Raw genomic sequence first — 22,329 nt, forward strand, 5'->3', positions numbered from 1 at the left:
CAATACAGTTGAATAGGTATCTACATTCCACCTAAAAAACACCTTATCGATTTCATTCGACAAGGTGTTTTTTCATTGTAGAGGTTTTGGATTTTCCTGTATTTCATCTATCGTCTGCATAACCAATGTAACTGCCTGACTTAAGGCACTACCTCCACCAAGCGCTGCAGCGACACCTACAGCTTCCAATACTTCTGAAACTGTTGAACCTGCATCCATAGAAGCTTTTGTATGGTAAATAATGCAATACTCACTATGTGCATAGACACTTACTGCAAGTGCTATAAGCTGCTTATATTTCTGGCTAATTTCTCCTTCTTCAAAACTGACCTCTGTGAATTTGTGGAATGATTTCATTAACTTAGGCAATTGTTCACTCATTGCGCCCATACCAGTTTTGTAATCTTGCAGCACTGCATCCGTAAATGTATAGTCTTCCATAAAATCGCCTCCCGTCATAGCAACAGTATGTCCGATTCTTTGTTTGCTATTCAGCGATAGCGAAAATGATTATTTTTTGATGATAAAACATGAATTACAGGACGAATGGATTAATATGTCCACCCACGTTTATATTGAACGGGTGCTTCGATTTCTACATTCAGTTCTTTTGCTGCTGTATATGCCCAATAAGGATCACGCAATAATTCACGGGCAAGCAAAACAATGTCCGCACGATCGTTCTGGAGAATTTCTTCCGCTTGTAGGGCTGACGTAATCAATCCTACCGCACCCGTTGCAATATTTGCATGCTGACGAATGACGTCTGCAAACGGTACTTGATAGCCTGGAAATGGATGGATAGTAGCTGGAACTACACCACCAGAACTCACATCGACCAGATCGACGCCCTGTTCTTTCATCCACCCGGCCATTTCTGCATATTGTGAAGGATCCATGCCGCCCTCTTGATAATCTTCTGCTGAGATTCTGACAAATAATGGACCTTCCCAAACAGAACGGATTGCATCAATTACTTGCCCTAGTATACGATAACGATTTTCTGCTGATCCTCCATATTCATCCTCACGGTGATTACATAGTGGAGTCAAGAACTCATTGAGTAAATAACCATGTGCACCATGGATTTCAATCACGTCAAAACCAGCTTGTTTGGAACGGATTGCCCCTTGTTTGAATGCTTCGATTGTTTCTTCAATGTCAGCAATAGTCATTTCTGCTGGTGTTTTATACTCTTCATTAAATGCAATGGGGCTTGGAGCATGAATGGGTCCGTCCACTGTTGCTTTTCTTCCTGCATGCGCTAATTGGATACCAGTACGGGCACCATGCTGTTTCATCAAACGAACGATTTCAGTTAGACCTTCGATATGCTCATCTGACCATATCCCTAAATCCTCACTTGAGATTCTTCCTCGTGGCTGAACGGCTGTTGCTTCAACGATGATCAGGCCAACTTGTCCTACCGCACGTGTTGCATAGTGAATTTTATGCCAATCTTCTACATTTCCATTCTGATTATGTGAAGAATACATACACATCGGTGCCATGGCGATACGATTTTTGAACTCGACGCCGCGTATAGTATAAGGACTAAATAATTTTGCCATGAATAATTCCTCCTCTAATAGTTGCTAGGGAAAGTATAGCAAATTTATACTGATTTTTAATGTCCAAGGATTTTAAACCAACTTTATGAAACATATGGTAGCTCTTGAACGTATAGTAGACTATAAATAAAGGAGGTTTTCTTTTGAACCCACTCGTTTCAATATGGACACAACCTAAGCAAACCATTCGTTATGTTCTCGAATACAAAACATGGAGTTATAGTTTTTTCATCTTGTTCCTTGTTTCAGTCAGCGTCGGTATGACATCCTTTGCTGAGACGGATATCTTACCTGACCTTTCATTACCTGTAATTATCATGCTTAGTATCGTGTCGTCGTTCATCGGAACTATTATCAGCGTGTTTATCAGTTCTGCTCTATACACTTGGGTAGGGAAATGGCTTGGAGGTAAAGGGAATTTCAAAGACATGGTGCAAATGTCGCCGATCGCTTCCATTCCGATGATTTGGATGATGCCGATTAATTTGCTACTTGTTATTATCTTCGGTAAGAACTTATTTGTGGATACGATGAATAGTGTAGATCACGATGTATTTGGAACATTATCTATTGTATTATTGTTTACCAACTTACTCACACTAGCGTTAGGTATTTTCGGTACTGTGATTTTATCTAAAGGTATTGGGGTTGTCCATCACTTTTCTTCATGGCGCGGATTTGGTACGATTATGATTGTTACCGGTTTATTTTTAGTATTAATGATTCCTTTTATCATCTTTTTAGTATTTGTTCTACTTGCTTCCTAAATTCAAAATAAAAAACTGAAGGCGATTCCACTTCTGGAAACGTCTTCAGTCTGACGCAAAGCCTAATGAGCTTTGCGTTTTATTTATTGACCATTTTCATAAATTCTTTCATTAAGCCTGGAAGATCTGGCCAAGCATGTCCTGATACTAGATTTCCTTCTGTATGAAGATCTTTTTCGATATATGTGGCACCAGTTGCTGTAACATCCGGCTTACATGCGATATATGCTGTATACTCTCTGCCTTTCATTAGATCCGGAATGACAGATAACACCTGTGCAGCATGGCAAACTACCGCCACAGGTTTATTCTCTTCAAAGAAATGGCGGACAATGGCTGGTAATGATTCGTCTAGCCGGATATACTCCGGTGCACGTCCACCTGGAATAATGAGGGCATCATAGTCTGCGGGATTGACATCTTTGAAGGCAATATGTGAATCCAAACCATACGCTGGCTTTTCAACATACGTTTCCATTCCATCGATGAAATCATGGGTAACAGTATATAATTTCTTTACTGATGGCGAAGCAATAGTTGTGTCGAATCCTTCTTCCAAACAACGGTAGTACGGATAGAAAATTTCCAATGCTTCTACGGCATCGCCGCCGAGAATCAATACTTTTTTACTCATATACAAATCCACTCCCTACTCTGAATTGTCTTACTCCTTTACTTCATTCGACAATTTGATAATGAACCCTCTTTCTTTCCATGAAATTCTCTTCTTTATGTATGGTTATCTCGAATTAAACCATATTATGACGAGGAGGGATTTCTATGGATAAAGATATACGTCATTTGTTTCATAAAGGAACGATCAATGAGGAGATGGGAATGGAGTTTGAGGCAACTGCCGAAGAAGCTTCACGCGCTCGAGAAAATGCAAGCGGTAAAGAGTATCGGGATGCGTTGAAAGAAGTCTATCGCACAACGGAGGATAAAAGAAAATAATTCGTAAAAAGCCCAGTGTAATTGTGGGCTTTTTTACATCTTACTAGACATATTCCTTTGTCTTCTGCGTATCATATATTGCTCAATAATGATTGCGAGGATCGTTCCTGTAATTAATCCGTTAGATAATGTTGAAGCTACAACAGCAGGGAGTTGAGAAAGACTTTCTGCTGGTACGAACATAGTACCTACACCTACCATCAAACCAAATGCTACGGCTTGTCGCGCGCGTTCTTTTTCCGGATCAGCATCGAGTTCATTGAATGCCATTGATACCATTTTCGTAAAGATGGCGAAAGTTACAGCGTATGCAACGGACGCTGGTAAAGCTGCAAATATTGCCATGATACTTGGAAACAGTGTAATGAATACTAATAGTGTACTCCCAATAATAAATGGTTTTATAGACGCCATACGTGTCGTGCCGACAAACCCGGCAGATCCTGAAATCGGTACGGATCCAATGGCAGAAAAAGCCCCTGCGATCAGATGGATGAATCCTGAAGCAAATGCTCCTTGGCGTAATCGATCTGGCGCTTTGATTTGGAAAGACTCCTTCAATAAATGTTCCATGACACGGATAGACGCGAGCATATTCGCTACTAACAATAATGTGATGAAGATCGCTGTAACGAGAACACCACTATCCCACACAGGTTTTCCATAGACAAACATTTTCGGTAGTTGGATTATCTGTTCGGACACGTTTGCGATGGTTGGTGTTTTTCCTAACATTAAGAAAATCCCCCAGCCAAGTGTAATGGAGATCAATATCGCATATTTAGATATGAACGGGCGTTTATTAGCCATCGCAATAAACGTGATGAATAAAACCATGACACTTCCAAGGAAAATGACTGGATCGAGATGGTCTCCTACTTCTTCTACTCCCATCATTCCTTTCATGAAGGTTCCGCTTAATTGTAGGATCAGCAACATTAAATAAGTGAACGTGATCGCTGGCGTGAAGAGCACTTTCATTTTTGTGATGATTCCCGTGGCTGCGAGAATAATGAATAGGACACCACTGTACAACATCCCACTTTGCAATGCTTGCAAGGCGTCTGTTGACGTTGTATAAAAAATGCCAACCATTCCGGCATAGACCACATAAATTCCCCACCATAAGCCTGCGGGCCCTTCGTTGATTGGCATTTTATGTCCAAAGAATGCCTGGATCAGACTGGCAACGCCAAGGACGAATATCGTTCTTTGCATAAATAGCGATGTCGCTACTGGGTCCATACCGAAGGCGTGCGCGATGGCTATGGGGGCTGCAATAGATGATGCGATGAGAAAGACGGTCCATTGTATGCCGCCTGCTAGATGTTTCATTAGACGATTCCTCCAATAGTGCCGTGCGAATTAGAATTCATATAGTATACCATGTGAGTAATTTTTTCATCATATATTGTCGCTTCTTCCATTTTAGTTTTGATGCAAAATTAAAATGAAAAAAAGACTAAAGACCCCCCTAATTCAGGAGTTTGTCTTCAGCCTTACACTACATAATTAGCTAATAATCCACTTTCCGTTATTTACCCGACGGTTGCAACGTAAGTACACGGCCGTCAGGGATTTCTTGTGTCATGAGTGTTTCGTGGTATCGGCCTTTTGCCCAGTCTTCTGCTTGATCGTGGAACCATTTGGATTTCAGATGTCCGCTTTGACCAGGTCCGACGACATGATAGGTTTTGGACAAATCATCTAGGTCGGCAACGAAACGCCATGATGCACCGTGGTTGACGGAGCCGTCGTCTTTGAAGGCAGCGGCTTGTACTGTGATATTGGATCCGCCAATCGGTTGTTTTTCAGGATTTAATAGTTTTGCGAATAGGGGGGATGCGCTTGCAAGTGGGTGAGGGAATGTCAGTTGATGATAGTCGCCCCATGACCATTTTTGTTGTTTGTCCCCATAGTCATTGGCGATTTTTTTCATTGCATTACTGAATGAATCATACACCCATTGATCGATGCCTTGTTTCTCATCTAACCAGACACTTTCTTCTCCGCTATAGCCTTTACGTAGAAGTTCGTCTGTAATTTGGTTTTTGCCTGGCATTAGTTCATAGACATCTGCCGGCATTTCATCGCGGAACATATCAATTTGCAGTTGTTTCATCCACTTATGAAAAACTAGTGGAGCACTGCTATCTTTTGAATCGACTTGATCCCATTGCTTCAACGTATTCAATACTTCTTTAAAGTCACCGGATTGGTCTTTGTTCTCTACTGATTTAATCATGGAATCAAGGAATTCAGCTGCGTAGAGGTTTTTTTGATCCATTTGCAGTTTCATCATGTCATCCACCGTGAAATTATCTCCTTCCCGCAACACTTCCGCAATCCGTTCGAAGCGGTATGGTTGCGCCCAGAACTTCGTGATGTGATATGGATACTTTTCATCCACCACTTCATTATTAGCTGTTGCGATAAAACCTTCTTTAGGATTCACGACACGTGGTAGCTCATCATATGGAATATAGCCTTCCCAACCGTAGTCGGAAGAATCTCCTGGCACTGCCAATTGTGCGTCACCTTGTTTACGAATGGGAATGCGACCATTCGCTTTATACGCGATTGTGCCGTCCGTCGAAGCAAAGACGAAATTCTGTGCCGGGGCGTGAAACTTCTCTAATGCCTTCTCGAAGCTTTCCCAATCTGATGATTTATTCATCTCCATAATCGCTTCGAGTTCAAGTGTGGGTTCGAGTGCCGTCCACTGCATAGAGAATAATGCATCGGGATTTTCTTTTTTATACATCACATCTGAAATAATCGGACCGTGTTTTGTGACAATTACTTCATATGGAACATCTTCGGCCCCTTTTACTTTAATTGTCTCATTTCGCACTTCTGCCTGTTCCCACTTGCCATCATAAAGGAAAAGGGCTTTTTCACTTGGATGCGGAACTTCAATATAAAGATCTTGCACATCCGGTCCAACGTTCGTCACACCCCAGGCAATATCTTCATTATTTCCTAAAATGATTCCTGGTATGCCTGCAAAGATTACTCCTTCAACATTTTGCTCTGGAGATTGTAAATGCATCTGATACCAAATTGACGGTGTACTGAGTCCTAAATGCGGATCATCAGCTAGTAATGGTTTACCGGAAGCCGTCTTTTCTCCTGATACTACCCAGTTGTTACTACCATTGAATTCAGGTGGTGAAAGTTCCGGTAGAAAACGTCCCGCCACCTCTACGTTATGTTCTTTATTAGCTGTCATGATAGATTCTGCATTTTCGGGATACGTCAGGAATAAATCCTTCACTTTCTCTTTTGGAAATGCATTAATCGCCCAGTGGCGGAATGCTTGCGGTTGCCATCTTCCACCTAAGTCATACGCCATATACTTCCCGATCGTTAATGAATCGACCGGTGTCCACTCTTCAGGCTCATATCCAAGAAGTGCAAATTCATAGGACAGTTTCTTTTCAGATGTAGCTTCCTCAATGAATGCGTTGACCCCTTCTGCATACCAGCCAAGCACCGCTTTTGCATGTTCTCCATATCCTTCATATGAAGCTTCCGCAGCATTTCGCAAACTAAACGTACGAAATAACTTATCCGTATCGACAGCCTTATCCCCGATGACTTCTGCCAGACGACCACTCGCCTGTCTGCGTGCTAAGTCCATTTGGAATAAACGGTCTTGCGCTTGCACATAACCTTGCGCTCGGTACAGATCTTCATCCGAAGCAGCGTTGATATGTGGGACTCCATTTTGATCCCGTGTAATGACTACTTCTTGCTCAATGAATGAGACTTGGTGCTCTCCTGCTTCAAGCGGTTTTGACTTCAGGATGTAAGCGTTTGCAAATATAGCGACAAGCACTGCTATAATAGATAGTATACTAAGCGCCCACAGCGTAATTTTTCTACCTCTCCCCATATTATTCCCCCCTCTTTAGAACTTAGTATACTATTAATATTCTAAAATTACTTTAGTTATTATTCTGTAATGTAAGGATATAAAATGATATTGATAAATTGGAAAGATTTTGGGGTTACATTTTGAACTACATAGACGTACTCCCCCGAAAATGCAGATCTAAACTGGAACTTTCCCTCTCCTTCTCACTAACAGCTTCTATTATGCCTAAAATCATAAAACCACAAAAAAGAATGTCCCTAAAAGTCATTGACTTCTGGGACATCCTCTTTTTAGTCTACTCAACGGGATTCGAAAATCTTTTGGATGACGTGATTATTGTTTGATTTTCCAAAGTTTTTATGAATACAGCTCTCGGGCTTTTCGCGTAAGATGGACGCGAAGCTTTTGGCCAATTCCGCTTCCCCCGCCACATGCACTTCTTTCCATCCACGCTTCTTTTTCATATTACCGACAACAGAGCCCATGTCTTTATAAAAACGATCCAGATTTTCTTTCAATCGCTGATCAAATCCGTCTGTATGTCCTCCTACTCCCCGCTGTATGGAAGACTTGATGTCTTTTTGTTCTTTCCAGACATCGAGACCCGAATCAAATTCATACACTGTTTCGTCATGGACTCTCCCCATTGCTGTATCCAAAATCCGGACATTACTGTAACTCGGGAGTATAATTCCCGCTTCTGGATATGCTTGTAACATATACTCCAATTCATTCGTCATCGCTTGGTTTTCCCAATGGAAACTCGTCTTGACTGCCACTTGAACATAATGAACAGACCAAATTTCAGGATCTGCTGCTGCAAAAATGATAGCACCTTTCGCCAAATCATTTTGCTTATCTTCAATTTCCTTCATCACACGGTCTTTCAATGAACGAAATGCAGTCAATTCTTTTTCATCTCCGGATGCGACAAGATATTCATCAAGCCTTTTCAAACCAGATTTCAAATGAATTCTCCATGCAGCTTGTTGTTGTTCAGGATCTGCAGGATTCGTGTTTAAGTATACTGATAGCACACATCGATCATCACAGTGAAATGCTTTCAACTTTTTCAATTCTTCGCTAATACTCATCCAATCATCCTCCTTATTCCCTCAACTGTAGTATGCCCGCTGAAATGAATATTACAAGGTAATTAGAGCTGTGAATTTTTTCAAGTAGAAAAGCAGTGCATCCTCACACGAGTAATACACTGCCTTTACTATTTAACTAGTTAAACTTTTTTCCTGTCTCCTGGATAATATCCATGCTACAACAATAATAATCGCAACCGATAAGAAAATTGTATATACACTACCTGTTATCCCTGCTACTACAAATCCAATGAATGCAGCAACAGCATTCAATAAAGCATAAGGGAATTGTGTTTTAACGTGATCGATGTGGTCTGCGCCAGCACCGGTTGAGGATAAGATGGTTGTGTCGGAAATCGGAGAACAGTGATCTCCAAAAATCCCTCCTGATAACACTGCTCCAATACAAACGAGCAGATGTGCATCTAATGCAACTGCCATTGGAATAGCAATCGGAAGCATGATGGCAAATGTACCCCATGAAGTACCAGATGCAATTGCCATGATGGCACCTACAACAAATAATATTGCAGGTATGATAAAGGCTGGAATATTTCCTTTCATCATTTCTACGATATAATTTGCCGTACCCATTTCACCAATGACTTGGCCAAGTGCCCATGCTAGCACAAGCGTTGTCGCGACATAGACCATTTTTTGCATGCCCGTTGTATAAATATCAACAGTTTCGCCAAACTTTTTGACTTTAAAAATCAGCATCAGCAATACAATTGTGATGGCGGCAAATAAATAGGCCGTACTAAGTGACACACGGAAATCTCCACCTGGTACCGGTTCGAACGGAAATCCGTAAGAAACAAGCAAACCGAATAAAGTAATAAATAGAACTAGTAGTGGTAGCCACACTAAGATTGCGCGGCTCCCAGTCGTATATTCATTGGTAACTTCCGGTTTACGCAAAGGCTTTGATTCAGCCCAATATAACTGACCTGTTTCACGTACGCGCTGCTCTGCTTTCGCCATCGGTCCAAAATCGAGTTTCGTTAAGGCTATCACCGGGACTAAAAGAACAGCTAATATGGCATAGAATTGAAATGGGATCACTGCAACAAGTGTACTGAATTCAGAATCAGTAATATTAAGCTTGTCGAATTCCGCGCGAATTAATCCCATAATATAAACGCCCCACCCAATAAACGGAATTAAAACTGCTACCGGTGAAGAAGTAGAATCAATAATCCACGCAAGTTTTTCACGTGAAATCTTGGCTTTATCAAAAATCTTTTCAAAAACCGGCCCCACAATCAAAGGTGTTCCCAAGTCTGAAAAGAAGATAATAATCCCACCGAACCATGCGCCCAGTTGCGCTCTAGCCCGAGTAGTAAAAAACTTTGCTGAAGATGTGGCAAGTGCTGCACCGCCACCGGATTTTTCCATTAGCGCCACAAATCCTCCAATAAAAAATAGAAGAACTAATACAGCTGCATTATAACCGTCAGTTAATTGAGGAAATATATAATCTCCTATCGTAGAAGTAGTAGCGGTTAGCGGATTACCGCCAACGAGGAGAAGCACACCAATAAAGACACCTGAGAATAAAGCAATGATGACATTCTTCGAGATGATCGCTAAGACAACCGCGACTATCGGTGGTATAAGCGAAAGTATTCCCATATGGTCCATAAATATTTTCTCCTTAAATTATGTAGTAGCCTGCATACACATACAATTTACAGACTATTTCATTATAAATAATGGGGCCATAGATAGCAATGCTTTATCAAAAACGCCCAGTTTGGTGCTGTCTTTCTGAAGAGGAAAACAACAAAGTTATTTGCTATGCATCATGTAATTCATAAATAAAAGCGATTTGCTTACCTACTTGTCCTAGTTCATCTAGAACACCTAGTACTTCCTTAGTCTCCTTTTTCAGCTGCATCGTGGATCGCAATCAATGCTTGTTCGTTCTGCTCATTTCGTATGTCTAGTTGTTTAGATTGTTCATACTTATCGTTCCATCTCTTTTTAGTCACGATAATATTTTTTAGACTTCTTTTGATATCGTCAATTGTCGTATGAAATTTCGAATTTTGCCCAATCTAGTCGGTAGGAGGTGGACGAACATGACGAATAAAAATAATAAAAAAACCATGAATGAACGGACACACAATCCGTTGAATACGTATGAAAATAAAAACAAAGAAGCGAGTAACAGTAATAATCAACATCCCGAGGGGCATTCAGCAGAAGAATTTTCTGCAGAGTTTGGATCTAGGCCGAAAAATAAGAAGAAGAAAAAATAAAAATAACTGCCGTGTTCTGTTATTCAGAATAACGGCAGTTGTTTTATTTTATACCCCTTCATTGATCCCGAAATAACGTCTTCCATACCAGTTCGCTACCTTATTGTATACAGAGGCAAGTACTTGCTGGAATAGCATACCGAAAACAATCGGCATGACGACTTTCGCTGGGAAGAACGTTGTCGCGATGACAACACCTGTTGCAATATTTCGCATGCCTCCCACAAACATGAATGTAGTAGCAATCACTGGATCTTTCCATAGTACATGCCCGATCCATAAAGCACTTGCATAGCCCGTTAACGCTATGAACAGTACTAGGGCAATAACGCCGGCAAGTTCAAAAGAAACCTTCTGAACATAAGGCGCTACCGCACTACTATTGATCGCTATAATCGCAAACAGACTTAGTTTAGAGAATGGAGCTAAACGAGGTCCCCATTTCTTCTGAACGCTTCCCTTTGATAGTTCATTTAACGTGATACCTAGTATGGTTGGTAGTACAATCATCCAAAGTAAATTAAGTATCAGTGACATCGTATCAATTGTTACACTTTCTCCTACGACGAAATATAGAATAGCTGGTAAAATGATGGGTGCTAGTAATGTATCAATTAATATAATAGATAAGCATAAAGGTAGATTACCTTTCGAGATCGTTACCCAAATCACACTCGTAACACCTGTTGGAATAGCTACCGCCAACACAAATCCTACCGTTAATAAATGGTTATCAAAAAAGATTATGGATAAAAAGTAAGCCCACGCAGGCATTACTATATGCAGAAAGGTGATACTTGCGAGTACTACGGCGGGATACTTCCTTACCATACGCACTTCTTTGACATTCATACCTAGACTGCCTACGAACGTCATAAACGCAAACAACCAAGAGACGATAAATAATAACTGCTCCCCTACCTGATGAAACAATACACCGAACACTAAGCTAAGAGGCGTTAAGATGGCAATCCATCGTTGTAAAAAGATATTCAAACTACTAAACATATAATTCCCTTCTTTACTAGCCTGACGTCATCGTTGATATAGTCGTATTCTAGCATAGTAGATTATGTGAGAATCAATGTTTTAGCTAATAAATAGTATGGGTGCATAAAAAAACCGTAGCGCTGAATGGCTACGGTTATGTTTTCGTAAAATTATTTTGTGTATGAAAGAACGGCGTATTTACTAAAGTTCTTCATTGCATCAGTCGCTTCTGCTTTCTCAGCATACTCAAAAATCCGTACATTTGCTTGATCAAATAATGTAATTACCCACATGGTTTCCAGTCTCCTTTCAATTTGTATTGATGTTCTGTTTATGAAACTAAAGCTTAGTTTGTGTAAGAGAGTACTGCATATTTGCTAAAATTCTTCATTGCGTTTGTTGCTTCAGCCTTCTCAGTGTATTCAAAAATCCGTACGTTTGCTTGATCAAATAATGTAATTACCCACATGTTTGTCAGTCTCCTTTTAATTTGTATTCGTGTATCGATATAAAAACTAACGCTTAGTATGTGTATGTTAGGACTGCGTAATTGTTAAAGTTTTTCATTGCATTCGTTGCTTCAACCTTCTCAGCATATTCAAAGATCCTTACGTTTGCTTGGTCAAACAATGTGATAACCCACATATTGTGTAGTCTCCCTTTTGTTTGGCAGCATAGTTCCTTGAATGGAATCTGCTAACCAATTTCTTTTGATACTCTTATCATACTCTGTTCTACAACAAAAGAAACCGATATGTGAAGCTTTTCACAAATCATTCAAAGTCAAAACGCTTACATATGGCAAAGTTGTGTCTGCAAACGTTTTCTTAGTACTCACGTATAAATTATGCATATTATTAAAGTAATACTTAATTTTTTTATCAACACAAAATTATTTCTTTCAACAGGAGCTGCGAACTTATATCTGCAATTATACATATTTCAATTCAATTAAAATGTAAAAAAACCGTAGCTACGTTCGCTACGGTTAAAGTGTTAACTGCTTATTTAGTGTACGAAAGGACGGCATATTTGCTGAAGTTCTTCATTGCGTTCATTGCATCAACCTTCTCAGCATATTCAAAGATTCGTACATTCGCTTGATCAAATAAAGTTATTACCCACACGTTGTTCAGCCTCCCTATGATTTTTTTATCATTCAGTATTGTTGGCTATGTGTATGTTTAGTGATTTTATTTTGTATAGGATAAAACAGCGTACTCATTGAACATCTCCATGGCAGTTGTAGCTTCTGCTTTCTCTGCATATTCAAAGATCCGTACTTTTTCTGTTTCGAACAATGTGATAACCCACATGTTGTTCAGTCTCCTTTTTGGTTGTATTTTTATTCTTTAAAAGAGAATTCATGACCAACTTCTCTTGTTACCTTTAGTATACTATCCTTAGTAAACGATTTGGGTATATTGTGAAGACTTTCACAATTCATTCAAACATGAACCGCTTACATATGACCACTTTGTGAATTCTAACCACCATAGGTTTAGCTGTATACTCTCTTTTCTCTATGACTTTCAATTAAACACAGCACAGTATGTAAGACATAAACTATGATGAAAACATAAAGAAATGAATGAGCGTGATCAATCCATCTGTTTCTAATTTCATATTAGTGTGTGGGGATCAGCCAGTATATGTATGTCCTTGTTTTCACTTGTTTCCTCTACAACCAATGAATCAAGCCGAATATTCATCTGTACTATCACACCGTAGTCGAACAGATCATGGTCCTATGCTTTTCACGATTGATATCGAAGAAGCAACAAAACGTTCCGCACCGTATTATGGACAGGTGACCATTTGCAGCTCACACTTATGAGTATTGCACCGGGATAGGATATTGGTTTGGAAATGCATCCACATATCAATCAATTTATTTGGATTGAGGAAGAGCAGGGTATGGTTCAGATAGGACGTAGAAAAGATCAAGTAGATTTCGAGCGACACGTTCAAGATCATGAAATTATTATTCCAGCTGGTACTTGGCATAATTTACTAAACGCCAGTACTGTTCCTATCAAATTGTATTCCACTTATGCACCGCCAAATCATCCGCACGGTACAATTCATGAAACGAAGGCTATCGCAGAAGAAATGGAGTCCTCACATACTGCTGACAATAAATATATCTAGAATTATGAAATGCACTGTTGCTGTGATTGAAATAAAAAGACAAGGCAACCATTTGCACGGTGCCTTGTCTTTGTCATTTCTATTCGATTCATCCTTCTTTATAAGAATACAAATTCATCGAATGTCGTAAGCTGATCAGCTGAATTTCAATTTATTGTTTTGTCTCTTTCACATAAGCGAATAGACATTTTCTGTTCACAGTAGAAGAATTTTTATAAAAAAAGCAACGCTAAGCTAACCACGATAGAAATTGAGAACGCAATTTTACTTAAAAACACAAGCTCTTCACTTCTAAACTTCATAACAACTGCCAATACAGCTACAATCCCCATTACGATGGCCAGAGTCCTTTGAATTGTAAAGTTTGTAGGAAAAGATGTAAACGCTAGGTAGGATAAAAGCAGGCCAAATAACATATTGATTATGATTATACTGTTATTGGTTTTACTTTTATATAATACGACTTGCATTCCTATTGCTAGGATTATTAAAACTATATACATGATCTCCAATATGCCTAATGCCATTTGAGTACCCTCCTTCCTATTCTTAACTAATTCAGTAATTGTAACATGAAGTCGATATTTACGATATTTCTTCAATCGTTTTTTCATTATTTATTCAAATACAGCATCGCACATTTTGAATTTCACATAACAGTACGATAGCATAAACGGTCAAAAATCCTCTCAACAACCTGTCAGAGAGGATTTTAAACAAACACCTATATTCTACCAAAATCACTATCTCGTTGCCGCCAAGTTATTTCAACTCTATCAACGCGACTGTCTCCACATGACTACTATGAGGAAACATATCTACCGGCTGAACTTCCTTCGTGCGATAGCCCCCATCCTCAAGAATGCGTAAATCTCGCGCCAATGTTCCTGGATTACAAGACACATACACGATCTTTTTGGGTTTATAAGTTAAAATGGTTTCTAGCAATTTTTCATCGCATCCTTTACGTGGCGGATCGACAACTAATACATCAAACTGCTTACCTTGCGCGTACCACTTTGGAATAATCTCTTCTGCTGGGCCTGCTTCAAAACGTGCGTTGGTAATACCATTTAGTTCCGCGTTACGTTTTGCATCTTCTATCGCCTGTGGTACTATTTCAACTCCGTATACTTCCTTCGCTTGCTTAGCCAAGAACAATGAAATCGTTCCTATTCCACAATACGCATCCACTACTGTTTCATTTTCAGTTAGGTTCGCGTAATCAAGTGCCTGTTGATACAACACTTCCGTTTGAACGGGATTTATTTGATAGAAAGAACGTGCTGAAATTTCGAATTCAGTCTCTCCAATCCGATCAATGATGACATCCGTACCATATAGATGGACCATTTCATTGCCCATGATGACATTCGTATTCGCTGTATTCACATTTTGCATAATGGACGTCACATTCGGTAATTGTTGCTGAATTAATTCGACTACTGCGTCTTTTTGCGGGAATTTTTTATGTCGCGTCACGAGTACAACCATCACTTGACCCGTCTGACGTGCTTTTCTAATGATTACATGACGCAGCATACCTTTGTGTGTATGTTCGTCATACGTCTCGATACCAAGCTGTTGAAGTTTATACTTAAGCATCGTCATCAGTTCGTCTGCTTCTTTCGTTTGGATCAGACAAACATCTGTATCGACTATGTGATGTGTACGGGCTTTATAGAAGCCAGTAATTATGCGGTCGTTCTCCGTATCAAATGGTATTTGTGATTTATTGCGGTAACGCCACGGATCATCCATTCCTTTTACTTCATGCACGGGCACGTCTGGAAGTTTAGCGATCCGGTCCATTACATCGCGTACCGATTTGCGTTTCTGAATCAACTGGCTCTCGTAGGACAAATGCTGCAATTGGCAGCCACCACATGTCGGGAATACATGGCAAGGTGGTTTCACACGAGATGGGGATGGTTCCACGATATTTCCTAACTTCGCGAAACCATATTTCTTCAATGTCTTCAATACATGTACATCGACTGTTTCTCCAGGCAACGTTCCTGGAATAAATAATGGATAGCCTTCTACTTTCGCAACGCCTGCCCCATCATGTGTCAGATCTTCTATTGTCACTCGTATTTTTTCATTTTTATTTACTGCAAAGCTCATGATTTTTCCTCCATCTTTCAGATACTTCTAGTGTAACACGGGGAGGCAAACAAAAAAACAGACGTAATCACACGTCTGTTTCTTTACTGTTTTTATACTCATTTCTTGTCACTGCATCGTCTTTCAAGACAACAAAGAACGATAAAACGATACCCGCGATGATGACTAGAAAAGGCGCATAGAAAATCAAAAATTCATTCATCTTATTGCCTCCTTATGCATGGTGATTTTCTTTTCCTTTTACATAATCTTTATTGAACAAGAACATACGTAATAGTAAATAAAGCGATGGAATTAGCAATAATAATCCACATATGAATGCAATGATTAAAGCAATCGCCATTGCTTGGTTCGTAAAGCTATCGTAAATCGTCAAGTACGGGTAGAGCAAGTATGGATAATGCGATGCGCCATAGCCAAAGAAAGCAAACATGAATTGTCCTATTAATAATCCGACAGCCACACCATAATGACGCTGTTTCCAAATAAGGAAAACCGTACCTAGAAACAGGATAAACGATATCAGAAACATAGGCCAAAACGTTTGAATACTCTCGTAATGTAGCGGATTGTGCTTACGCAATTCAAATATAATCCCGCCAGCTGCGATGATCGTCGGCAATGCCCAGATAAGCGCGTATTTCCTTAAAAGTTGCGTTGCCTCCCGATCCCCAGCTTTATTCGCATACCACGTCAAAAATGCGGATGAGATATAAAGTGTTGCCGCTATGCTGAGCACTACAATCGACCATGTTAGTGGGCTAGTGAACAACTTCCAGTAATCTAAAACCGGCTGTCCATTCACTAACTCAATAAATCCACCTTCAGAAATCGTCAATACGATTGACAGTGATGCCGGAAGTAATAAACCCGTCGAACCGTAAGCAAAAGAATATCCTTTGTGACCACGGGCTCCATACGTTTCAAATGCATAGTAGGAACCACGGACTGCCAGAAGAATAATGGCAAAACTAACCGGGACTAGCAATGTGGTGCCATAATAAAAGGCGGTTTTTGGGAAGAATCCAATAATTCCCACAAAGAAAAATACTAGAAAGACATTCGTTACTTCCCAGACTGGTGATAAATAGCGCTGAATGACATTAGTCAATATTCGCTGTCTGCCCGTAAATAAACTGTATGCGTTGAAAAATCCAGCTCCAAAATCAATCGCACCAATTATAATGTAACCGAACAAAAACACCCACAATACCGTAATCCCTAGAATTTCGATATTCATCGGATGTCACCGCCTTTCTCCTGCTGCCGATCTAAGATTTCTTGTTCTACCGGATTCCGGATGAACATTCTCCTTAATACAACCACACTACCGATACCGAGAACCAAGTAGAGAAGCGCAAAGAGTACAAGCATAGTCGGTACTTGCCCACTAGTTGTTGCACCTTCAGCAGTACGCATAATATTACGTAATATCCACGGCTGACGTCCCACTTCCGCTAACCACCAACCCGCTTCGAGTGAAATGAAAACGAGTGGTCCTCCTATAACAATTAGCCAACGGAATAAGCGAGACTCGACAAATGACCATTTTCGCCACATACCAATCCAGTATATAGCCGACAATGCCATTAACAGCATTCCAATCGTTACCATAATATCAAAGAGATAATGGATGTATAGTGGAGGTATATCTTCTTCGGGAAATTGATCTAACCCGATGACTTCAGCACTTGGTGAACCGTGAGCCAAGATAGAAAGCGCATATGGTATTTTAATGGCGTATTTAACTTCCCCGTCGTCCAGCACACCATACAGTATTAACGGGGCGTTTTCTTCCGTCTCAAAATGCCATTCAGCAGCCGCCAACTTTTCAGGTTGATACTCGGCCAAATATTTACCTGACAAATCCCCAATCAGCGCTGCACTCACACTAAAAATGAATCCCACTTTCAAAGTAAGATATAGAGCTTTTTTATGATAGACGTGATTCGAACCACGCAACAAACGGAATGCTGCAATAGCAGCCAATAAAAAGGCAGATGTCATATAAGCTGTCCCGACCACATGCGCGACTTTTGTGGGCATGGCAGGGTTGAACATTGCTACAAGAGGATTGACGTTAATTAATTCACCATTAACTAAGTTAAAGCCTTGTGGTGCATTCATGAAGGCATTTACAATGGTTATGAATACTGCAGAGAATGAAGCTCCAAGCGCGACTGGAATAAGGAGTAGAAAATGTTTCTTTTGATTTTCAAAACGATCCCATGTATATAGGTAAATGCCGAGGAAAATTGCTTCAAAAAAGAAAGCGAACGTCTCCATGAATAATGGTAAAGCAATCACATTTCCCGCAAGCTCCATAAAGTTCGGCCATAATAAGGAAAGTTGCAAACCAATTGCTGTCCCTGTCACTACCCCTACGGCTACGGTGATGACAAAACCACGTGCCCAACGTCTAGCCAGTAAGATATAATGCTCATCATTTTTCTTGATACCCACCCATTGGGCTAGCATGATCATGAGTGGGACACCAACGCCAATGGTTGCATAGATAATATGAAACGATAAAGTTAGTTCTGTCAATATTCTAGAATAAAAAACTGAATCCACACAGGCCACCTCCTTTTTTCACGAGAATAATCTTCCAACAATTGATAGTAACATAATACCAGCAACAATAAATGCTAACCACATCAGACGCTTTTCTTGTCTTTTATACACACAATCACTCCTAAGCACAGTTCTACTTTAGTGTTTCCCTTAAAACACATTTCAATAACCTTTTTAAAGCGATTTGTTGAAATTTAGACGTATTTCCACATTCACAGCCCATCTAATTATTGTATACTAATCGATTAACCCATTTTACTTGTATTTTGTTAGTATTTACAGTATAATTGGTTAACTAATGAGAGGTGAAAGTAAATGAAAAGAGTTAAAAGAAAAGTTATCGCGTATATTACAAAAGGGGAAGGCAGACATCGTAAATTGCTCGTATATGAGCAAAAGGATCAGCCTGAAGCAGGTCTGCAAGTTCCTGGTGGTACTATCGAACGCAACGAACTATTATTGGATGCGTTATATCGAGAAATCGAAGAAGAATCCGGTATCGTGCGTGATGAACTTATACTAGAAGGTAAAGTTAAAGCTTCAAAATATTTCCCGGAAGATAAGAATGTAATTTACGAACGTACAATTTTCCATTTTTCCTATATAGGAGAAAACAAGCACGAATGGGAACATATCGTAGAAGGCGAAGGAAAAGACGCAGGTCAATTATTCAGCTATCGTTGGATGCCGTTGAAAGAAGTGCCAAAGTTAGCTGCTAAACAAGGAGAAGCGATTGAATACATCTGATATCGACCTGATACGATGCGCATTGCATCGGGCTCACCCAATTAATTTTTCACAATAAAAGACTATTCCATCCGAACGTTAGAAATTCGACTGGAATAGTCTTTTTACTTTTTATTTGATTTGGTTCACTTGATCCTGCGGACGTAATTTGTGTAACGGTACGAACATTTCGACATGTTGATATAAATTTTGGAAAGTAGCCGGCAACACGCCGCCGTATTCTCCATCCAAGTTCAATAACACTTCGTCTTTGGAAGTCACCACAATTTTTTCTGCCTTCGCTGAAACAACTAAAGGATCATCCAAATGTTCTCCACGAGAAGCTAATGTGACCACACGAATAAATTCTGCAATATTGCATTTCTTTAAAATAAGCAATGTGAAATATCCATCGTTAATACTGGAGTTAGGTGCTAATTTCTCAAATCCGCCAACCGAGTTAGTCAAGCCAATCAAAAACATCATAGCTTCTTCATCAAATACATTTCCATCGTACTCAATACGAAGATGACTGGAATGTATAGAAGGCAACATCTCAATTCCTTTTAAGTAATAAGCCAACTGACCAATTACTGTTTTTAAACGGCTTGGAACTTCATATGTCAATTCCGTCATGCGGCCGCCACCGGCTATATTAATAAAGTAGCGATCATTCATTAACCCTACATCGACCGGTATCGAATCTCCTTGGCAAATAATATCTACAGCATCATCGATTTCTCTCGGAATACGCAACGCTCTTGCGAAATCATTCGTTGTTCCCATAGGAATCAAACCGATTTTTGGACGTTTATCAAAATGTCCGACACCTTCAACTACTTCATTGAGCGTACCATCGCCACCTGCAGCAATAATAACATCGAATCCTCTGCGAACCGCGTCTCTCGCTGCCGCTGTTGCATCACCCTCGCAAGTTGTAGCGTGAGCGGATGTTTCATAGCCCGCATTCTCCAATTTTTCGAGGACTTCTGCTAAATGTTTACGGAAGACTTCTCTTCCTGCAGTAGGATTATAAATAATGCGTGCACGTTTCATACACTTTCCCCTCGATCCTTTCGCGTCTGAAACAAATCAGACCTTTGCCATTTTCAAATGGTTTCTTGCACATTGTTACTGAGACAATTGTAGAACTGGAAGCCATGTCGACCGAATATCACTATAAACAGCAAGCCAATTTTCAGGTTTAGCTGTAAATTCAGCCATCAACTGAGTATAAAACATTTTTTGTTTCTCTTCAAAATCAGAAGCGGCTTTAGCTGGTAGTTTCGCACGACCATCCATCACATACTTTTGAAGAACTGATGCCCGTGGCCCCCATTTTCCAACTACCTCACCCGCTGCGTTTAATAGTAAATACATAGGAATCGAACGTCCACCATTCGTTAAATATCGATCAATCAGCTCTGGATTTTCATCCCTCAACACAGCGCGAACGTCTATATTGGCAGCTTCCGTAACTTTTCGAAGGATTGGATTATTCAGCATTGCATCGCCACACCAGTCTTCTGTAATAACTAATATATGGGGTTGCTTTTCTTTCAGCAATTCAATAAATTCATCATCCTGTGGTACTTCAAATGCATGATAGATCAAAAAACTGTTTTCCTTATGTGTTGCCATTTTGTCCATATACGTTTGAAGTGATACAGCATCTTCAAAATATTGTTGTTCTGTTTTCAATACAATCCCCCCTGTTTCACTGTGTATATTAACGAGGAAAAACGTCCAGGTTCAGACTATTTCGGCTTCTCCTGGAACGTTTTCATTTGATTGATAGATTAGCGCTTCTTGATCTCTTCCATCAATAATTTATTAACAAGCGGTGGATTTGCTTGGCCTTTTGTTGCTTTCATAACTTGTCCAACTAAGAACCCAACTGCGCGATCCTTACCATTTTTAAAGTCTTCTATTGATTGTTCGTTATTGTCCAGGATTTCGGTAATAATTGTACGCAATGTACCTTCGTCGGAAATTTGAACAAGTCCTTTTTCTTTGACGATATCAGCAGGATTCCCACCTTTTTTCACGAGATCAGTAAATACTTTTTTCGCGATTTTAGAAGAAATTGTACCATCTGTAATCAGTTTTACAAGTTGCGCCAAGTTTTCAGGCGTCAATGAAGTATCATGCAGTTCTTTTGATTCTGCATTTAGATATGCCGATACATCGCCCATCAACCAGTTAGAAGCCAATTTAGGATCCGCTCCAGCTTTTACTGTGGCATCAAAGAAATCAGACATTTCTTTTGTTAAAGTCAGTACGTGTGCGTCATATTCCGGAAGATCCAGTTCAGACACATAACGTGCTTTACGGGCATCTGGTAATTCAGGGATTTCCTTACGGACACGATCAATCCATTCTTGTTCGATATGAACTTCAGGTAAGTCAGGATCGTTAATAAAGCGATAATCATTGGCGCTGCCTTTGATCCGCATCAATACTGTGTCGCCAGTTGCTTCGTCATAACGACGAGTTTCTTGTTGAATGGTACCGCCAGACAAAAGGATTTTCTCCTGACGAGCTACTTCATTTGCAATTCCACGGCGAATAAAGTTAAACGAGTTCAAGTTTTTCAACTCTGTCTTCGTTCCAAACTTTTCTTGACCGAATGGACGTAATGAAATATTGGCATCACAACGAAGTGAGCCTTCTTCCATACGTACGTCAGATACTCCCGTATATTGAATGATTGCTTTCAGCTTTTCTAGAAATGCATATGCTTCCTCTGGAGAACGCACGTCTGCTTCTGTAACGATTTCGATTAACGGTGTTCCTTGACGGTTTAAGTCCACTAATGAATGGCCATTTTCTGTATGGGTCAGCTTCCCTGCATCTTCTTCTAAATGTACACGTTCAATGCGGATTTTTTTCTTCTTGCCGTCTACTTCAATTTCAATCCAACCGTTTGCTCCTACAGGACGCTTGTCTTGAGAGATTTGGTATGCTTTTGGATTATCAGGATAGAAGTAGTGTTTACGGTCAAAGTTCATAATCGGCGCAACGTCACAGTTCAATGCCATAGATGCCTTCATTCCAAATTCAACAGCTTTTTTATTTAACGTAGGTAAAACACCAGGATATGCGATGTCTGTTACGTGAATATTTTTATTCGGCTCTGCACCAAAATGAGCGGGCGCCGGAGACATGATTTTAGTATCTGTTTTAAGCTCTACGTGGATTTCTAATCCAACTATTGTTTCGAAGTTCATG

Annotated in this window: 25 protein-coding genes; 5 read left to right on the forward strand and 20 right to left on the reverse strand. The window is 40.0% G+C overall.

What is annotated here, in order from left to right; genetic code table 11:
• Positions 1–72: 72 nt before the first annotated feature.
• A complete protein-coding gene (locus CSV73_RS11545) occupies positions 73–441 on the reverse strand; it encodes a carboxymuconolactone decarboxylase family protein (RefSeq protein ID WP_085131715.1) in 369 nt (122 codons plus the stop codon).
• A 110-nt stretch (positions 442–551) separates the two neighbouring features.
• A complete protein-coding gene (gene namA, locus CSV73_RS11550) occupies positions 552–1,571 on the reverse strand; it encodes an NADPH dehydrogenase NamA (protein ID WP_099627658.1) in 1,020 nt (339 codons plus the stop codon).
• A 143-nt stretch (positions 1,572–1,714) separates the two neighbouring features.
• Between namA and CSV73_RS11555 the strand changes: the two genes are divergently transcribed.
• Positions 1,715–2,338, forward strand: a complete 624-nt coding sequence (locus tag CSV73_RS11555) for a Yip1 family protein (RefSeq protein ID WP_158232349.1) — start codon at positions 1,715–1,717, stop codon at positions 2,336–2,338.
• A 79-nt stretch (positions 2,339–2,417) separates the two neighbouring features.
• Here the strand turns inward: CSV73_RS11555 and CSV73_RS11560 are convergent, their stop codons facing one another.
• A complete protein-coding gene (locus tag CSV73_RS11560) occupies positions 2,418–2,972 on the reverse strand; it encodes a DJ-1/PfpI family protein (RefSeq protein ID WP_085131718.1) in 555 nt (184 codons plus the stop codon).
• A 146-nt stretch (positions 2,973–3,118) separates the two neighbouring features.
• Between CSV73_RS11560 and CSV73_RS16510 the strand changes: the two genes are divergently transcribed.
• Entirely contained in the window at positions 3,119–3,292 is a 174-nt protein-coding gene (locus tag CSV73_RS16510; RefSeq protein WP_157111230.1) for a hypothetical protein, read from the forward strand.
• Between the two features lie 33 nt (positions 3,293–3,325).
• Here CSV73_RS16510 and CSV73_RS11565 read toward each other — a convergent pair whose 3' ends face one another.
• The 4 genes from CSV73_RS11565 to CSV73_RS11580 all read right to left on the reverse strand — a co-directional run bounded on the left by CSV73_RS11565 (position 3,326) and on the right by CSV73_RS11580 (position 9,910).
• Positions 3,326–4,627, reverse strand: coding sequence for a purine/pyrimidine permease (locus CSV73_RS11565; RefSeq protein WP_099627660.1), 1,302 nt, complete (start codon positions 4,625–4,627; stop codon positions 3,326–3,328).
• Positions 4,628–4,826: 199 nt separating this feature from the next.
• Positions 4,827–7,190 carry a penicillin acylase family protein gene (locus CSV73_RS11570; RefSeq protein WP_099627661.1) on the reverse strand — a complete coding sequence of 788 codons (2,364 nt, stop codon included), beginning with the start codon at positions 7,188–7,190 and terminating at the stop codon, positions 4,827–4,829.
• 281 nt (positions 7,191–7,471) lie between these two features.
• Entirely contained in the window at positions 7,472–8,266 is a 795-nt protein-coding gene (locus tag CSV73_RS11575; protein WP_099627662.1) for a VLRF1 family aeRF1-type release factor, read from the reverse strand.
• A 132-nt stretch (positions 8,267–8,398) separates the two neighbouring features.
• On the reverse strand, positions 8,399–9,910 hold the full coding sequence (locus tag CSV73_RS11580; RefSeq protein ID WP_099627663.1) for a Na+/H+ antiporter NhaC family protein: 1,512 nt from the start codon (positions 9,908–9,910) through the stop codon (positions 8,399–8,401).
• A 440-nt stretch (positions 9,911–10,350) separates the two neighbouring features.
• Here CSV73_RS11580 and CSV73_RS11585 point away from each other — a divergent pair, with 440 nt between their 5' ends.
• Positions 10,351–10,530 (forward strand): hypothetical protein, encoded by a 180-nt coding sequence (locus CSV73_RS11585; protein ID WP_099627664.1) that lies wholly within the window; start codon positions 10,351–10,353, stop codon positions 10,528–10,530.
• Between the two features lie 48 nt (positions 10,531–10,578).
• Here the strand turns inward: CSV73_RS11585 and CSV73_RS11590 are convergent, their stop codons facing one another.
• The 5 genes from CSV73_RS11590 to CSV73_RS16855 form a co-directional block, all read right to left on the reverse strand.
• A complete protein-coding gene (locus CSV73_RS11590; RefSeq protein ID WP_099627665.1) occupies positions 10,579–11,538 on the reverse strand; it encodes a bile acid:sodium symporter family protein in 960 nt (319 codons plus the stop codon).
• 152 nt (positions 11,539–11,690) lie between these two features.
• A complete protein-coding gene (locus CSV73_RS16840) occupies positions 11,691–11,813 on the reverse strand; it encodes a hypothetical protein (protein WP_255397466.1) in 123 nt (40 codons plus the stop codon).
• Positions 11,814–11,866: 53 nt separating this feature from the next.
• The gene (locus tag CSV73_RS16845; RefSeq protein WP_255397467.1) at positions 11,867–11,989 is read right to left on the reverse strand and encodes a hypothetical protein; all 123 of its coding nucleotides are present in this window, start codon (positions 11,987–11,989) and stop codon (positions 11,867–11,869) included.
• Between the two features lie 535 nt (positions 11,990–12,524).
• A complete protein-coding gene (locus CSV73_RS16850) occupies positions 12,525–12,647 on the reverse strand; it encodes a hypothetical protein (RefSeq protein WP_255397322.1) in 123 nt (40 codons plus the stop codon).
• A gap of 66 nt (positions 12,648–12,713) precedes the next feature.
• Complete coding sequence (locus tag CSV73_RS16855; RefSeq protein ID WP_255397468.1) at positions 12,714–12,836, reverse strand: hypothetical protein; 123 nt, start codon at positions 12,834–12,836, stop codon at positions 12,714–12,716.
• A 601-nt stretch (positions 12,837–13,437) separates the two neighbouring features.
• On the opposite strand from CSV73_RS16855, the gene CSV73_RS16740 reads away from it, so the two are divergent.
• A complete protein-coding gene (locus CSV73_RS16740) occupies positions 13,438–13,671 on the forward strand; it encodes a cupin domain-containing protein (protein WP_233202889.1) in 234 nt (77 codons plus the stop codon).
• Positions 13,672–13,883: 212 nt separating this feature from the next.
• On the opposite strand, the gene CSV73_RS11600 is transcribed toward CSV73_RS16740, so the two are convergent.
• The 5 genes from CSV73_RS11600 to CSV73_RS11615 all read right to left on the reverse strand — a co-directional run bounded on the left by CSV73_RS11600 (position 13,884) and on the right by CSV73_RS11615 (position 18,372).
• A complete protein-coding gene (locus CSV73_RS11600) occupies positions 13,884–14,198 on the reverse strand; it encodes a hypothetical protein (protein ID WP_085131726.1) in 315 nt (104 codons plus the stop codon).
• Positions 14,199–14,433: 235 nt separating this feature from the next.
• Complete coding sequence (gene rlmD / locus CSV73_RS11605) at positions 14,434–15,798, reverse strand: 23S rRNA (uracil(1939)-C(5))-methyltransferase RlmD (RefSeq protein ID WP_099627666.1); 1,365 nt, start codon at positions 15,796–15,798, stop codon at positions 14,434–14,436.
• 67 nt (positions 15,799–15,865) lie between these two features.
• Positions 15,866–16,000, reverse strand: a complete 135-nt coding sequence (gene cydS, locus CSV73_RS16860; RefSeq protein WP_255397469.1) for a cytochrome bd oxidase small subunit CydS family protein — start codon at positions 15,998–16,000, stop codon at positions 15,866–15,868.
• 12 nt (positions 16,001–16,012) lie between these two features.
• On the reverse strand, positions 16,013–17,038 hold the full coding sequence (locus tag CSV73_RS11610) for a cytochrome d ubiquinol oxidase subunit II (protein WP_085131728.1): 1,026 nt from the start codon (positions 17,036–17,038) through the stop codon (positions 16,013–16,015).
• Entirely contained in the window at positions 17,035–18,372 is a 1,338-nt protein-coding gene (locus CSV73_RS11615; protein ID WP_369802590.1) for a cytochrome ubiquinol oxidase subunit I, read from the reverse strand. Before CSV73_RS11615 ends, CSV73_RS11610 begins: the two co-directional genes overlap by 4 nt.
• A gap of 315 nt (positions 18,373–18,687) precedes the next feature.
• Here CSV73_RS11615 and CSV73_RS11620 point away from each other — a divergent pair, with 315 nt between their 5' ends.
• Positions 18,688–19,119, forward strand: coding sequence for an NUDIX hydrolase (locus CSV73_RS11620; RefSeq protein ID WP_085131730.1), 432 nt, complete (start codon positions 18,688–18,690; stop codon positions 19,117–19,119).
• A 111-nt stretch (positions 19,120–19,230) separates the two neighbouring features.
• Here the strand turns inward: CSV73_RS11620 and CSV73_RS11625 are convergent, their stop codons facing one another.
• The 3 genes from CSV73_RS11625 to gatB all read right to left on the reverse strand — a co-directional run bounded on the left by CSV73_RS11625 (position 19,231) and on the right by gatB (position 22,328).
• Complete coding sequence (locus CSV73_RS11625) at positions 19,231–20,154, reverse strand: diacylglycerol kinase (protein WP_085131731.1); 924 nt, start codon at positions 20,152–20,154, stop codon at positions 19,231–19,233.
• A 75-nt stretch (positions 20,155–20,229) separates the two neighbouring features.
• Positions 20,230–20,799 (reverse strand): thioredoxin family protein, encoded by a 570-nt coding sequence (locus tag CSV73_RS11630; protein WP_099627668.1) that lies wholly within the window; start codon positions 20,797–20,799, stop codon positions 20,230–20,232.
• Positions 20,800–20,897: 98 nt separating this feature from the next.
• Positions 20,898–22,328 carry an Asp-tRNA(Asn)/Glu-tRNA(Gln) amidotransferase subunit GatB gene (gene gatB, locus CSV73_RS11635; protein WP_085131733.1) on the reverse strand — a complete coding sequence of 477 codons (1,431 nt, stop codon included), beginning with the start codon at positions 22,326–22,328 and terminating at the stop codon, positions 20,898–20,900.
• Position 22,329 lies beyond the last annotated feature (1 nt).

The organism is Sporosarcina sp. P1, from assembly GCF_002743155.1.
GTDB classification, from domain to species: domain Bacteria; phylum Bacillota; class Bacilli; order Bacillales_A; family Planococcaceae; genus Sporosarcina; species Sporosarcina ureae_B.

What these genes read in the sequence shown, in the direction of transcription:
- CSV73_RS11590 (WP_099627665.1), bottom strand. Translation starts at nt 11,538, where the DNA reads ATGTTTAGTAGTTTGAATATCTTTTTACAACGATGGATTGCCATCTTA.
- CSV73_RS11575 (WP_099627662.1), bottom strand. Translation starts at nt 8,266, where the DNA reads ATGAGTATTAGCGAAGAATTGAAAAAGTTGAAAGCATTTCACTGTGAT.
- CSV73_RS16840 (WP_255397466.1), bottom strand. Translation starts at nt 11,813, where the DNA reads ATGTGGGTAATTACATTATTTGATCAAGCAAATGTACGGATTTTTGAG.
- rlmD (WP_099627666.1), bottom strand. Translation starts at nt 15,798, where the DNA reads ATGAGCTTTGCAGTAAATAAAAATGAAAAAATACGAGTGACAATAGAA.
- gatB (WP_085131733.1), bottom strand. Translation starts at nt 22,328, where the DNA reads ATGAACTTCGAAACAATAGTTGGATTAGAAATCCACGTAGAGCTTAAA.
- CSV73_RS11560 (WP_085131718.1), bottom strand. Translation starts at nt 2,972, where the DNA reads ATGAGTAAAAAAGTATTGATTCTCGGCGGCGATGCCGTAGAAGCATTG.
- CSV73_RS11610 (WP_085131728.1), bottom strand. Translation starts at nt 17,038, where the DNA reads ATGAATATCGAAATTCTAGGGATTACGGTATTGTGGGTGTTTTTGTTC.
- namA (WP_099627658.1), bottom strand. Translation starts at nt 1,571, where the DNA reads ATGGCAAAATTATTTAGTCCTTATACTATACGCGGCGTCGAGTTCAAA.
- CSV73_RS11545 (WP_085131715.1), bottom strand. Translation starts at nt 441, where the DNA reads ATGGAAGACTATACATTTACGGATGCAGTGCTGCAAGATTACAAAACT.
- cydS (WP_255397469.1), bottom strand. Translation starts at nt 16,000, where the DNA reads ATGAATGAATTTTTGATTTTCTATGCGCCTTTTCTAGTCATCATCGCG.
- CSV73_RS16510 (WP_157111230.1), top strand. Translation starts at nt 3,119, where the DNA reads ATGGATAAAGATATACGTCATTTGTTTCATAAAGGAACGATCAATGAG.
- CSV73_RS16740 (WP_233202889.1), top strand. Translation starts at nt 13,438, where the DNA reads ATGGTTCAGATAGGACGTAGAAAAGATCAAGTAGATTTCGAGCGACAC.
- CSV73_RS16855 (WP_255397468.1), bottom strand. Translation starts at nt 12,836, where the DNA reads ATGTGGGTTATCACATTGTTCGAAACAGAAAAAGTACGGATCTTTGAA.
- CSV73_RS11620 (WP_085131730.1), top strand. Translation starts at nt 18,688, where the DNA reads ATGAAAAGAGTTAAAAGAAAAGTTATCGCGTATATTACAAAAGGGGAA.
- CSV73_RS16845 (WP_255397467.1), bottom strand. Translation starts at nt 11,989, where the DNA reads ATGTGGGTAATTACATTATTTGATCAAGCAAACGTACGGATTTTTGAA.
- CSV73_RS11625 (WP_085131731.1), bottom strand. Translation starts at nt 20,154, where the DNA reads ATGAAACGTGCACGCATTATTTATAATCCTACTGCAGGAAGAGAAGTC.
- CSV73_RS11570 (WP_099627661.1), bottom strand. Translation starts at nt 7,190, where the DNA reads ATGGGGAGAGGTAGAAAAATTACGCTGTGGGCGCTTAGTATACTATCT.
- CSV73_RS11565 (WP_099627660.1), bottom strand. Translation starts at nt 4,627, where the DNA reads ATGAAACATCTAGCAGGCGGCATACAATGGACCGTCTTTCTCATCGCA.
- CSV73_RS11580 (WP_099627663.1), bottom strand. Translation starts at nt 9,910, where the DNA reads ATGGACCATATGGGAATACTTTCGCTTATACCACCGATAGTCGCGGTT.
- CSV73_RS11600 (WP_085131726.1), bottom strand. Translation starts at nt 14,198, where the DNA reads ATGGCATTAGGCATATTGGAGATCATGTATATAGTTTTAATAATCCTA.
- CSV73_RS11585 (WP_099627664.1), top strand. Translation starts at nt 10,351, where the DNA reads ATGACGAATAAAAATAATAAAAAAACCATGAATGAACGGACACACAAT.